Raw genomic sequence first — 13,518 nt, 5'->3', positions numbered from 1 at the left:
ACCATCCTGAGCGTTAAAACTCAGGGAGTGGCAGCTGATTGTTACGCGATAAAATGAATAACTCAAACGGGCAGATTGTTAATTGTGACGATAATCTCAGCAATCTCGCTGCCGCGGGGTAAAACATATCTAATTCTGATAAATCCATTTACCAGAATTAGACAGAATGATTATTACTCTTTCGGATCTTTGCCAGCGAGCAGTTTATCCAGCTCATCGCCGCCAACGTGACGGAAATCCTGACCTTTGACGAAGTAGAAAATATATTCGCAGATATTCTGGCAGCGGTCGCCGATACGCTCGATGGAGCGCGCGCAGAACAGCGCGGTCAGGACGCTGGGGATAGTGCGCGAGTCTTCCATCATGTAGGTCATCAGCTGACGCACGATGCCTTCATACTCCTGGTCGACTTTCTTATCTTCGCGATAGATACGTACCGCTTCGTCGAGATCCATACGCGCAAACGCATCCAGTACGTCATGCAGCATCTGCACCGTGTGGCGGCCCAGCGATTCGAGGCTCACCAGCAGCGGCTGGTGCTGCTGGGAAAACTTCTCCAGCGCGGTGCGGCAGATTTTATCCGCCACGTCGCCAATGCGTTCCAGCTCAGCGATAGTCTTGATGATCGCCATCACCAGGCGCAGGTCGCTGGCGGTAGGCTGGCGCTTGGCGATGATGCGCACGCACGCTTCATCGATAGCCACTTCCATCATGTTGACCTGCTTGTCGCCGTCGATGACGCGTTTCGCCAGATCGCTGTCCTGGTTATGCATGGCGGTGATGGCATCAGAGAGCTGCTGTTCCACCAGCCCACCCATGGTCATCACCTGGGTGCGGATATACTCCAGTTCAGCGTTGAACTGGCCGGAAATATGTTTGTTAAGATTTAGGTTGTCCATGGTGTCTCCTGATTGCCCAACTGGTGAGAGCCTGAAAGCACAAGGGCAAATCAACCGTAGCGGCCAGTAATATAATCTTCAGTTTGTTTCTTCGCGGGCTTAGTGAACAGGTCATCCGTGTTGCTGAACTCAATCAGCTCGCCAAGATACATAAATGCCGTATGGTCGGAGCAACGCGCAGCCTGCTGCATGTTGTGAGTCACGATAACGACGGTGTAGTCCTGTTTCAGCTCGGTGATCAGCTCTTCGATACGCCCGGTGGAGATCGGGTCCAGCGCGGAGCACGGCTCATCAAGCAGCAGCACTTCCGGGCGGATCGCGATACCGCGGGCAATGCACAGACGCTGCTGCTGACCACCGGAGAGAGAATACCCGCTCTGGTGCAGTTTATCTTTGGTTTCGTTCCATAATGCGGCTTTGGTCAGCGCCCACTGCACGCGCTCGTCCATATCGGCACGGGACAGCTTTTCAAACAGGCGCACGCCGAAGGCGATATTGTCGTATATGGACATCGGGAACGGCGTTGGTTTCTGGAACACCATGCCAACCTTAGCGCGCAGCAGGGCGATATCCTGGGTGTTAGTCAGAATGTTGTCGCCATCCAGCAGGATCTCACCTTCCGCGCGCTGCTCCGGATACAGTTCAAACATCTTGTTGAACGTGCGCAGCAGGGTGGATTTACCACAGCCTGACGGACCGATAAACGCCGTCACCTGGTTTTTGGTGATATCCAGGTTGATGTTCTTCAGGGCATGGAATTTGCCGTAGTAGAAGTTCAGGTTACGAACTGAAATCTTACCCGGAGCTGTATTCACCATACTCATCTCAATCTCTTCCTCATTCAGCGCAGCAGTTGCTGCGCCGCAAAAAATTAACCGTGTTTCTTCTTGGCGAAGATAACGCGCGCCAGGATGTTCAGCAGCAAGACGCACAGGGTGATAATCAACACCCCGGCCCATGCCAGTTGCTGCCACTCCGCAAACGGACTCATGGCAAATTTGAAAATGGTCACCGGCAGGTTAGCAATCGGCTGCATCATGTCGGTGCTCCAGAACTGGTTGGACAGCGCGGTGAACAGCAGCGGCGCCGTTTCCCCGGCGATACGGGCAATAGCCAGCAGGATCCCGGTCATAATCCCTGAGACGGAGGCTTTCAGGGTGATCGCCGAGATCATCTTCCACTTCGGCGTCCCCAGCGCATAGGCCGCTTCACGCAGGCTATCCGGCACCAGCTTCAGCATGTTTTCGGTGGTACGAATAACGATAGGCACCTGCAGCAGCGCCAGCGCGATAACGCCCGCCCAGCCCGAGAAGTGCTGCATCTGCGCCACCACAATGGTGTAGACGAACAGACCCACCACGATAGACGGCGCGGAAAGCAGAATGTCGTTGATAAAGCGGATGATTTCCGCCAGCACCGACTTGCGGCCATACTCCGCCAGATAAATTCCGGCGAGGATACCCAGCGGCGTACCAAATACGGTTGCCCACAGGATCAGCAGGCCGCTGCCGGCGAGGGCGTTAGCCAGTCCACCGCCCGCCGTATTCGGCGGCGGCGTCATTTCGGTGAACAGCGCCAGACTCATGCCGTCGAAACCGCGGGTTATCGTCGCCATCAGGATCCAGATAAGCCAGAACAAACCAAACGCCATGGTCGCCATCGACAGCGCCAGAGCGATACGGTTCTTCATGCGGCGTTTGGCCTGCATCTTGCGACGGGATTCCGCCAGTTCGGCGGTAGTTTGCAATTCAATGGTCGCCATTAGCGTGCCCCCTCATTCTTCGCGAGGCGCATAATCATAAACTTCGACGCGGCCAGAACGATAAAGGTGATAACGAACAGGATCAGGCCCAGCTCCATCAGCGCCGCCACGTGCAGGCCGGTTTCCGCTTCGGCGAACTCATTAGCCAGCGCGGAGGTAATACTGTTCCCCGGCATATACAACGAGATGCTGTCGAGCTGGTAGGTGTTGCCGATGATAAAGGTGACCGCCATGGTTTCACCCAGCGCGCGGCCCAGACCGAGCATCACCCCGCCGATCACCCCATTCTTGGTGAACGGTAAGACAATGCGCCAGATCACCTCCCAGGTGGTGCAGCCGATGCCATAGGCCGACTCTTTCATCATCACCGGGGTCTGTTCGAAAACATCGCGCATGACCGCAGCGATGTAAGGGATGATCATGATGGCCAGAATGACGCCAGCGGCGAGAATACCGATACCAAAAGCCGGGCCGGCAAACAGCGCGCCGACGAACGGGATGGTCGACAGGACGTTGCCGACCGGCTCCTGGAAGTAAGTCGCAAACAGCGGGGCGAAAATAAACAGGCCCCACATGCCGTACACGATGCTCGGGATTGCCGCCAGCAGCTCAATCGCAATGCCCAGCGGACGCTTGAGCCAGGCGGGGGACAATTCTGTCAGAAACAGCGCGATGCCGAAGCTCACCGGAACGGCGATCAGCAGCGCGATAAAAGAGGTGACCAGGGTTCCGTAAATCGGGACCAGCGCGCCGAAGATCTCGTTAGGCGCATCCCACTCTTTGGTCCACAAAAAGGCAAAGCCAAACTTTTGAATGCTCGGCCAGGAAGAGATGATCAGGGAAACGATGATGCCGCCCAGCATCAATAGCACAATCAGCGCAGCCAGTTTTACCAGCGCACTGAAAATCATGTCACCCTTTTTCCCCGGAGGGGTAAATGCAGGCTTGGTTGCAGCCATAGATTACTCTTTACGTATTAAAACTTGTTCGAATAAATGCCCGGTGGCGTTGGCTCCCGGGCCTACAGTCTGAACCGTAGGGCGGGCAGCGCCTGAACGCCCCCGCCATCTTCGTCAAAAATCTACTGTTAGTACAGCGCTTTACCGCTGCTGTCTTTGACGTTGGTTTTCCATGCCGCGCGAACCTGCTCTACCACGCTTTCCGGCAGCGTCGCGTAATCCAGCGCATTCGCTTCTTTCCCGCCGTTTTTATACGCCCAGTCGAAGAACTTCAGCACTTCAGCGGTCTGTTCCGGCTTGTTCGTCGCCTTATGCACCAGGATGAAGGTGGTTGAGGTGATCGGCCATGCATTCTCGCCTTTCTGGTTGGTCAGGTCCTGAGCGAAAGACTTGCTCCAGTCAACGCCTTTTGCGGCGTTAGCGAAGTTGTCTTCAGTCGGGCTAACCGGCTTGCCGTCGGCAGAGACCAGTTTGGTGTAGGCCAGGTTGTTTTGCTTAGCGTAAGCGTATTCGACGTAACCAATCGAGCCCGGCAGACGCTGAACAAAGGCGGCGATACCATCGTTGCCTTTACCGCCCAGACCGGTTGGCCAGTTTACGGTAGAGCCGGCGCCAATTTTCGATTTCCACTCTTCATTCACTTTGGACAGGTAGCTGGTGAAAACGAAGGAGGTACCAGAACCATCGGCGCGGCGGACCACGGCGATGTTCTGCGACGGCAGCTTCAGGCCCGGGTTGAGCTTAGCGATCGCTTCGTCATCCCATTTTTTAATTTTACCCAGGTAGATATCACCGAGGGTTTTGCCATCCAGCACCAGCTCGCCAGATTTCACGCCAGGCAGGTTAACCGCCAGTACCACGCCGCCAATCACGGTGGGGAACTGGAACAGACCTTCCTGAGTCAGTTTGTCATCAGCCAGCGGAGCATCAGAAGCACCGAAATCAACGGTGTTGGCAATAATCTGCTTAACGCCACCAGAGGAACCAATACCCTGGTAGTTCACTTTATTGCCGGTTTCTTTCTGATAGGTATCAGCCCATTTGGCATACACCGGCGCAGGGAAAGTTGCGCCTGCGCCAGTCAGGCTTGCTGCTGCGAAGGCAGAGAAAGCGCTCATCGATAAGGTCGCGGCGACAACTGTTGCGACGGTGGTACGCATAACGTTCATAATGTCTCCTGCTGGGATTCGTAAATCATTGTTTCGAGGCTATGGTGAGCAAAATAGGTCAAAGAGGTGACAGTAAAATGTACGAATTATGACAGTTTTATGACAGGCCGGGAGAGTGGATTTTACGCCAAATAATACGCTTATAACTCAGATGGTTATCTTTAATCATGACCGTGCAATGTCAAAATAATTTTCTTTTTATGACGGCGAAATCGGACCGTAAAACGATCGTTTGTCATCTACCGCCAGCCAAAATATTACGCACGTAATCGGTGGAAAACAGCAGGTGCAAATAAAAAGGGCCGCCGTCGGCAGCCCTTTGCAGGATAGGATGCTTTACTCAACCGTTACCGATTTCGCCAGGTTACGCGGCTGGTCAACGTCAGTGCCTTTGATCAGCGCGACGTGATAAGCCAACAGCTGCAGCGGAACCGTATAGAAGATAGGGGCGATGGTCTCTTCCACATGCGGCATCTCAATGATGTGCATGTTATCGCTACCGTTGAAGCCGGCTTCACCGTCGGCGAAGACGTATAGTTCACCGCCGCGGGCACGAACCTCTTCGATGTTGGATTTCAGTTTTTCCAGCAGTTCGTTGTTCGGCGCCACCACAATCACCGGCATTTCCGCATCAATCAGCGCCAGTGGGCCGTGCTTAAGCTCGCCCGCCGCATAGGCTTCCGCGTGAATGTAGGAGATCTCTTTCAGCTTCAGCGCCCCTTCCATAGCGATCGGATACTGATCGCCACGGCCAAGGAACAGCGCATGGTGCTTATCAGAGAAGCGCTCTGCCAGCTGCTCAATACGCTTGTCCTGGGAGAGCATCTGCTCGATACGGTTCGGCAGAGCCTGAAGGCCGTGCACGATATCATGCTCGATAGACGCATCCTGACCTTTCAGTCGCGCCAGTTTCGCCACCAGCATCAACAGCACGGTTAGCTGAGTGGTAAAGGCTTTGGTCGAGGCCACGCCGATTTCCGTTCCGGCTTTGGTCATCAGCGCCAGATCGGACTCGCGCACCAGCGACGAGCCCGGCACGTTGCAGATGGCCAGCGAGCCGAGATAGCCCAGCTCTTTCGACAGACGCAGCGCCGCCAGGGTATCGGCGGTTTCACCGGACTGGGAGAGGGTGATCATCAGGCTATTGCGACGCACTGCGGACTTGCGATAGCGGAATTCGGAGGCGATTTCCACATCGCACGGGACGCCGGCTAACGCTTCGAACCAGTAGCGGGAGACCATCCCGGAGTTATAGGAAGTCCCGCAGGCAACTATCTGAATATGTTCAACCTGAGCCAGCATTTCATTGGCGTTCGGCCCCAGTTCGCTGAGATCCACTTCGCCATGGCTGATGCGCCCGGTCAGGGTGTTCTTAATCGCGTTCGGCTGCTCGAAAATCTCTTTCTGCATATAGTGGCGGTAGATACCTTTATCGCCAGCGTCATACTGCAGATTGGATTCGATCTCCTGGCGCTTCACTTGCGCAGCGGACTTATCAAAAATCACCACCGAACGGCGAGTCACTTCCGCGATATCGCCTTCTTCGAGGAAGATGAAGCGGCGGGTAACCGGCAGCAATGCCAGCTGGTCGGAAGCGATAAAGTTTTCACCCATCCCCAGGCCAATTACCAGCGGGCTACCGGAGCGGGCCGCCAGCAGAGTTCCCGGGTCACGGGTATCCATGATCACCGTACCGTAGGCGCCGCGCAGCTGCGGGATAGCGCGCAGGACGGCTTCACGCAAGGTACCGCCTTGTTCCAGCTCCCAGTGCACCAGATGGGCAATAACTTCGGTATCGGTCTCGGTGACGAAGACATAGCCGCGAGACTGCAGCAGGGCGCGCAGCGGCTCATGGTTTTCGATGATCCCGTTATGGACCACCACAATGTGTTCAGAAACATGCGGATGCGCATTGCTCTCAGACGGTTCGCCGTGCGTCGCCCAACGAGTATGGGCGATCCCGGTACCACCGTGTAACGGTTGCTCTTCTACCGCCTGAGCCAGCATCTGAACTTTACCCAGGCGACGCACGCGGGTCATATGACCTTCGCTGTCGACCACTGCCAGACCGGCAGAGTCATAGCCACGGTATTCCAGACGACGTAAACCTTCGAGAAGGATTTCAGCAATATCACGCTGCGCGACTGCGCCAACAATTCCACACATAGTTAAATTTCCTGATAATGGCGATATGCCATGCGTTGTCGCTGACCTGTATTTGCCCGTTTTCCGGGCGCCCCGAGCCTTGTAGAGAGTGGGGTTATTGTTATGGTACTGCCTGCGGACGGGGATCTATGTTGACCCTCTCATCCTGGTTCGCCGGGAAAATTTCCCCGGCGATAATCCAAATTATTTCTTCTTCACCGGACGCTGCCAGCCCTGTTTGTGGACCTGCGGTACGCGGCTCAACACCAGTTCGTTATCGGCGATATTGCGTGTGACGGTGGTGCCGGCGGCGATCGTGACGCCGTTGCCTACCGTGACCGGGGCCACCAGCTGGGTATCCGAGCCGACAAAGACATCATCGCCAATAATCGTTTTATGCTTGTTCGCACCATCGTAGTTGCAGGTGATGGTGCCCGCGCCGATATTGACGTTATCGCCAATCTCCGCATCGCCCAGATAGGTCAGATGACCCGCCTTGGAGCCTTTCCCGAGACGCGCTTTTTTCATTTCCACGAAGTTACCAACGTGGGCGCCTGCCAGCAGTTCGGCGCCCGGGCGCAGACGGGCAAATGGACCGATGGTGCAGGCCGCCTGCAGCTGGGCATCTTCCACCACGCTGTAGGGGCTAATTTCGCAGTCATCGCCGATGGTGCTGTTTTTGATCACGCAGCCGGCGCCGATTTTCACTCGATCGCCCAGCACCACGTTGCCTTCCAGAATAACGTTAGTATCGATCTCTACATCGCGCCCGTGCTGCAGCGTACCGCGCAGATCGAAACGCGCCGGATCGCGCAGCATCACGCCCGCCAGCAGCAGCTTTTCGGCCTGCTCCGCCTGGTAGACGCGCTCCAGGCGCGCAAGCTGCAGGCGGTTGTTGACGCCTTCGACTTCGCTCAGGCGCTGCGGATGCACTGCGACGATCTGGTGTCCTTCCTGGTGCGCCATGGCGATGATATCGGTGATGTAGTATTCGCCCTGAGCGTTGTTATTGGTGAGTTTCGCCAGCCAGCGCTTTAGATCCGCTCCGCCGGCGATCAGGATCCCGGTGTTGATTTCCTGGATCTGGCGCTGGGCCTCGCTGGCATCTTTGTGCTCAACGATGCCCGTCACCTGGCCATTTTCACGGGTAATGCGGCCATAGCCGGTTGGGTCATCCAGCTTCACCGTTAACAGACCAATCCCACCCTGTGGTTTCGCGGCGCGCAGGCGCTGTAGCGTCTCAACGGAGATCAGCGGCACGTCGCCATAGAGCATCAGGATGTCTTCATCATCATTGAAGAATGGCGCCGCCTGCTGCATAGCGTGCCCGGTTCCGAGCTGCTCGGCCTGCAGCACCCAGTTCAGGTTGTCTTCATGCAGAGTCTGACGTAGCAGATCGCCGCCGTGGCCGTATACCAGGTGTACCGCACATGCGCCTAAATCGTTAGCGGCATCAATGACATGCTGCACCATTGGCTTCCCGGCCAGGGTATGCAGCACCTTAGGAAGATCGGAATACATGCGGGTCCCTTTGCCTGCAGCAAGGATAACCACGCTCATCGCACTATTTGACATACTCATCCTGACGGTAGTTAGAACGAAAAGTAAAAGCCTTTCACGTTGAAATTTCTACATATTTTTCATCATAAAACGAGACGTGGAGAAAACGTCCAGGCTCACTGTTTTACCCCATTTTATGACGCTATTTTTAACCACTGCAAATCAGTTTAACGCTGAAAAAGGAGGGCGGGGTGGAGAATCATTAACTATCTCACTGCTTTTGCTGTTTTTTCGCCACCTGAATAAAGCCGCAGCGGCAGGCGTTTATCAGCACCCACAGCGGGAAGAACCAGGATAAATATTCGCCAGTCGCTGGCGGGGGAGGGCGGTAAAGTGATGGATGCTATCCATAAAAAACGAAAGGCCACCTATCAGGTGACCTTCTTTTCCCGGTTTCACATCGCCAGTGTTGTCGTTTTGATGGGCGATACGTCGTGTCAGCGGGCGAGATAGCGCGGAGCTTAGAAGCTCAGGACGCTAAATTTAGCGATGATTTTATGGAACAGTTTCATGAGGATTTCCTGACGCAGGTGCAGTTTATAACGCTCTTTTTTGTGATATACATCACAAAAAAGAGTTTACGCCTCATCATTTAACTAATCAATAACAATTAAGGGTGAATGCTGTTTTCACTTCATCCGCTCGTCAGCAGCGGGCAATAAAAAAAGCCAGCCTGGAACCCAGACTGGCTTTTTACGTTCAAGCCGGTGTTACATCGCTTTTTTGGTCAACTCGATAACGCGCAGTTTAGCGATCGCTTTGGCCAGTTCCGCAGACGCCTGAGCGTAATCCACATCGCCGTGAGAGCTCTTAATGTGCTCTTCCGCTTTGCGTTTCGCTTCCAGCGCTCGCGCTTCGTCGAGGTCCTGACCGCGAATTGCGGTATCCGCCAGGACGGTCACGCTGCCAGGCTGCACTTCAAGAATGCCGCCGGACAGATAGATAAACTCTTCATGACCGTGCTGTTTAACGATGCGAATCATACCAGGCTTAATGGCGGTGAGCAGCGGCGCGTGGCCCGGGTAAATACCCAGTTCACCTTCGCTACCCGTTACCTGGATTTTTTCGACCAGACCAGAGAACATTTGTTGCTCTGCGCTGACGACGTCCAGGTGGTAAGTCATTGCCATATCACCCTCCGATTAAGGCGTTAAAGTTTTTTGGCTTTTTCCACGGCTTCGTCGATGGAACCGACCATGTAGAACGCCTGCTCTGGCAGGTGATCGTATTCGCCTTCCATGATGCCTTTAAAGCCACGGATGGTGTCTTTCAGCGCCACGTATTTGCCCGGAGAACCGGTAAAGACTTCTGCCACGAAGAACGGCTGGGACAGGAAGCGCTGGATCTTACGCGCGCGAGCTACCACCAGTTTGTCTTCTTCAGACAGTTCGTCCATACCGAGGATGGCGATAATGTCTTTCAGTTCCTGATAACGCTGCAGGATGGACTGAACGCCACGCGCGGTGTCGTAGTGTTCCTGACCAACAACCAGCGGATCCAGCTGACGGCTGGTGGAATCCAGCGGGTCAACGGCCGGGTAGATACCCAGGGATGCGATCTGACGGCTCAGTACTACGGTTGCATCTAAGTGAGCAAAGGTAGTGGCTGGGGATGGGTCAGTTAAGTCATCCGCCGGTACGTATACCGCCTGTACGGAGGTGATAGAACCGGTTTTGGTGGAGGTGATACGTTCCTGCAGAACGCCCATCTCTTCCGCCAGGGTCGGCTGATAACCTACCGCTGAAGGCATACGACCCAGCAGCGCGGATACTTCAGTACCGGCCAGGGTGTAACGATAGATGTTATCGACGAACAGCAGTACGTCACGACCTTCGTCACGGAATTTCTCAGCCATGGTCAGGCCGGTCAGCGCAACGCGCAGACGGTTTCCCGGCGGCTCGTTCATCTGGCCGTACACCAGGGATACTTTATCGATAACGTTGGAGTCGGTCATTTCGTGGTAGAAGTCGTTACCCTCACGAGTACGCTCACCTACGCCCGCAAACACAGAGTAACCGGAGTGCTCGATCGCGATGTTACGGATCAGCTCCATCATGTTTACAGTTTTACCTACACCCGCACCGCCGAACAGACCAACTTTACCGCCCTTGGCGAACGGACACATCAGGTCGATAACTTTGATGCCGGTTTCCAGCAGTTCCTGAGAGCTGGACAGCTCTTCATAGGACGGTGCCGCGCGGTGGATAGCCCAACGCTCTTCTTCGCCGATGTCGCCTTTCATGTCAACCGGTTGACCCAGTACGTTCATGATACGACCCAGCGTTGCTTTACCTACCGGGACTTCGATCGGGTGCTCGAGGTCTTTTACATCCAGACCGCGGCGCAGACCATCAGAAGAACCCATGGCGATGGTACGTACGATACCGCCGCCCAGCTGCTGCTGAACTTCCAGCACCAGAACTTCATTACCATTCTGTACCTCAAGGGCTTCGTACACGCGTGGTACGGCATCCTGAGGGAACTCGACGTCGACCACGGCGCCGATTACCTGGACAATCTTTCCAGTAGCCATCTTAAATCCTCTACGAAATAACCTGGTTAAACCGCGGCGGCCCCCGAGACGATCTCGGTGAGTTCCTGAGTAATGCTGGCCTGACGAGCTTTGTTGTATACCAACTGCAGCTCTTTAATCAGGCTGCCGCCATTATCGGTCGCGGCTTTCATCGCCACCATACGGGCGGCCTGCTCGCTGGCCAGGTTTTCAACCACGCCCTGATAAACCTGAGATTCGACGTAGCGGCGCAGGAGGGTATCCAGCAGCGCTTTCGGATCGGGCTCATACAGGTAATCCCAGGATTTACGTTTCAGATCAGCATCTTCTGATGCCGGTAACGGCAGCAGCTGAGTGATCGTCGGAACCTGAGACATGGTGTTAATAAATTTGTTGCTGACAACGTACAGCTTGTCCAGACGGCCTTCATCATAGGCCTGCAACATCACTTTTACCGGGCCGATCAGTTCGGACAGGGATGGGTTATCCCCCATACCGGTCACCTGTGCAACCACGTTGCCGCCCACGGAGTTAAAGAAAGAAACGCCCTTAGAGCCGATCATTGCGAGGTCGCACTGAACGCCTTTATCGGACCATGCTTTCATTTCCGCCAGCAGTTTCTTGAACAGGTTAATGTTCAAGCCGCCGCACAGACCACGGTCGGTCGACACCACCAGGTAGCCCACGCGCTTAACGTCGCGTTCTTCCAGGTAAGGGTGCTTATATTCCAGATTACCGTTCGCAAGGTGACCAATCACTTTGCGCATAGTATCTGCGTAAGGACGGCTGGCCGCCATGCGCTCCTGCGATTTACGCATTTTGGAAGCGGCGACCATCTCCATCGCTTTAGTGATCTTTTGCGTGTTCTGGACGCTTGCGATCTTACTACGTATCTCTTTTGCGCCGGCCATGAGCTTCTCCTCAATGCCTTGCGGCCTGCCCTAAGACAGACCGCCAGACGTTACCAGGACTGGGTTGCTTTGAAGGAATCGAGGATGCCTTTCAGCTTGCCTTCGATTTCGTCGTTATAGCCACCGGACTGGTTAATCTCTTGCATCAGCGGAGCGTGATCACGGTCGACGTAAGCCAGCAGAGCGGCTTCGAAGCTACCGATTTTCGCCAGTTCTACATCAGCCAGGTAACCACGTTCTGCTGCGAACAGAACCAGAGACTGCTGCGCGACGGACATCGGCGCATACTGTTTCTGTTTCAGCAGCTCGGTCACTTTCTGACCGTGGTCCAGCTGTTTGCGGGTTGCATCGTCAAGGTCGGATGCAAACTGGGAGAACGCCGCCAGTTCACGATACTGCGCCAGCGCGGTACGGATACCACCGGACAGTTTCTTCATGATCTTGGTCTGCGCTGCACCACCAACACGGGATACGGAGATACCCGGGTTAACCGCAGGACGAATACCGGCGTTAAACAGGTTGGTTTCCAGGAAGATCTGACCATCGGTAATAGAGATTACGTTGGTCGGAACGAATGCGGAAACGTCACCCGCCTGCGTTTCGATAATCGGCAGCGCGGTCAGAGAACCGGTTTTCCCTTTCACTTCACCTTTGGTGAAGGCTTCAACGTATTCGGCGTTAACACGCGCAGCACGCTCCAGCAGACGAGAGTGGAGGTAGAATACGTCGCCCGGGAACGCTTCACGTCCAGGCGGACGACGGAGCAGCAGGGAGATCTGGCGATAAGCAACAGCCTGTTTAGACAGATCATCGTAAACGATCAGCGCATCTTCACCGCGGTCGCGGAAGTATTCGCCCATTGCGCAACCAGCGTATGGCGCCAGGTATTGCAGTGCAGCAGATTCAGATGCAGTCGCTACCACTACGATGGTGTTAGCCAGCGCGCCGTGCTCTTCCAGTTTACGCACCACGTTAGAGATGGTGGACGCTTTCTGACCGATAGCGACATAGACGCACTTGATGCCGGAATCACGCTGGTTGATGATGGCATCGATAGCCAGCGCAGTTTTACCGGTCTGACGGTCGCCGATGATCAGTTCACGCTGACCACGACCGATTGGGATCATGGCGTCAACGGATTTGTAACCGGTCTGTACCGGCTGATCGACGGACTGACGTTCGATTACGCCCGGCGCGATCGCTTCAACGGCGGAGAAACCGTCGTTTTCCAGCGGACCTTTACCATCAATTGGCGCGCCCAGGGTGTTAACCACGCGGCCCAGCAGGCCACGGCCTACCGGAACTTCCAGGATACGGCCAGTACATTTCACCTTCATGCCTTCGGCGAGGTCAGCGTACGGACCCATTACCACCGCACCTACGGAGTCGCGCTCCAGGTTCAGTGCGATAGCGTAACGGTTACCCGGCAGGGAGATCATCTCGCCCTGCATACATTCGGCAAGGCCGTGGATGCGGATAACACCGTCACTTACAGAAACAATAGTACCTTCGTTATGAGCTTCGCTCACAACATTGAACTGAGCAATGCGCTGCTTGATCAGTTCGCTGATTTCGGTGGAATTCAGTTGCATGCTCCAGTC

General features: G+C 55.0%; 11 protein-coding genes. All 11 read right to left on the bottom strand.

Going from position 1 to position 13,518, the window contains the following annotated elements; translation table 11 throughout:
• Positions 1-173: 173 nt before the first annotated feature.
• The 11 genes from phoU to atpA all read right to left on the bottom strand — a co-directional run bounded on the left by phoU (position 174) and on the right by atpA (position 13,509).
• Positions 174-899 carry a phosphate signaling complex protein PhoU gene (gene phoU / locus AB1E37_RS25440; protein ID WP_004145007.1) on the bottom strand — a complete coding sequence of 242 codons (726 nt, stop codon included), beginning with the start codon at positions 897-899 and terminating at the stop codon, positions 174-176.
• Between the two features lie 50 nt (positions 900-949).
• Complete coding sequence (pstB, locus tag AB1E37_RS25435) at positions 950-1,723, bottom strand: phosphate ABC transporter ATP-binding protein PstB (RefSeq protein ID WP_004145006.1); 774 nt, start codon at positions 1,721-1,723, stop codon at positions 950-952.
• Between the two features lie 47 nt (positions 1,724-1,770).
• Positions 1,771-2,661 carry a phosphate ABC transporter permease PstA gene (gene pstA / locus AB1E37_RS25430; RefSeq protein WP_004151547.1) on the bottom strand — a complete coding sequence of 297 codons (891 nt, stop codon included), beginning with the start codon at positions 2,659-2,661 and terminating at the stop codon, positions 1,771-1,773.
• Entirely contained in the window at positions 2,661-3,620 is a 960-nt protein-coding gene (gene pstC, locus AB1E37_RS25425; RefSeq protein WP_004145004.1) for a phosphate ABC transporter permease PstC, read from the bottom strand. Before pstC ends, pstA begins: the two co-directional genes overlap by 1 nt.
• Positions 3,621-3,748: 128 nt before the next feature.
• Positions 3,749-4,789 carry a phosphate ABC transporter substrate-binding protein PstS gene (gene pstS, locus AB1E37_RS25420; RefSeq protein WP_004150308.1) on the bottom strand — a complete coding sequence of 347 codons (1,041 nt, stop codon included), beginning with the start codon at positions 4,787-4,789 and terminating at the stop codon, positions 3,749-3,751.
• 336 nt (positions 4,790-5,125) lie between these two features.
• Positions 5,126-6,955, bottom strand: a complete 1,830-nt coding sequence (glmS, locus tag AB1E37_RS25415; RefSeq protein ID WP_004150309.1) for a glutamine--fructose-6-phosphate transaminase (isomerizing) — start codon at positions 6,953-6,955, stop codon at positions 5,126-5,128.
• Positions 6,956-7,138: 183 nt separating this feature from the next.
• Positions 7,139-8,509: a bifunctional UDP-N-acetylglucosamine diphosphorylase/glucosamine-1-phosphate N-acetyltransferase GlmU gene (glmU, locus tag AB1E37_RS25410; protein ID WP_004151550.1), complete on the bottom strand. Its 1,371-nt coding sequence runs from the start codon at positions 8,507-8,509 to the stop codon at positions 7,139-7,141.
• 695 nt (positions 8,510-9,204) lie between these two features.
• Positions 9,205-9,624 carry a F0F1 ATP synthase subunit epsilon gene (locus tag AB1E37_RS25405; RefSeq protein WP_001251971.1) on the bottom strand — a complete coding sequence of 140 codons (420 nt, stop codon included), beginning with the start codon at positions 9,622-9,624 and terminating at the stop codon, positions 9,205-9,207.
• Between the two features lie 20 nt (positions 9,625-9,644).
• On the bottom strand, positions 9,645-11,027 hold the full coding sequence (atpD, locus tag AB1E37_RS25400) for a F0F1 ATP synthase subunit beta (protein WP_004144997.1): 1,383 nt from the start codon (positions 11,025-11,027) through the stop codon (positions 9,645-9,647).
• A 26-nt stretch (positions 11,028-11,053) separates the two neighbouring features.
• Entirely contained in the window at positions 11,054-11,917 is an 864-nt protein-coding gene (atpG, locus tag AB1E37_RS25395) for a F0F1 ATP synthase subunit gamma (RefSeq protein ID WP_004144996.1), read from the bottom strand.
• A 50-nt stretch (positions 11,918-11,967) separates the two neighbouring features.
• Positions 11,968-13,509 (bottom strand): F0F1 ATP synthase subunit alpha, encoded by a 1,542-nt coding sequence (atpA, locus tag AB1E37_RS25390; RefSeq protein WP_004144995.1) that lies wholly within the window; start codon positions 13,507-13,509, stop codon positions 11,968-11,970.
• Positions 13,510-13,518 lie beyond the last annotated feature (9 nt).

The organism is Klebsiella sp. Shm-1, from assembly GCF_040804525.1.
Lineage (GTDB): Bacteria > Pseudomonadota > Gammaproteobacteria > Enterobacterales > Enterobacteriaceae > Klebsiella > Klebsiella pneumoniae.
The sequence above is the reverse complement of the archived record's forward strand: the minus strand, read 5'-3'. Positions and strand labels throughout refer to the sequence as shown.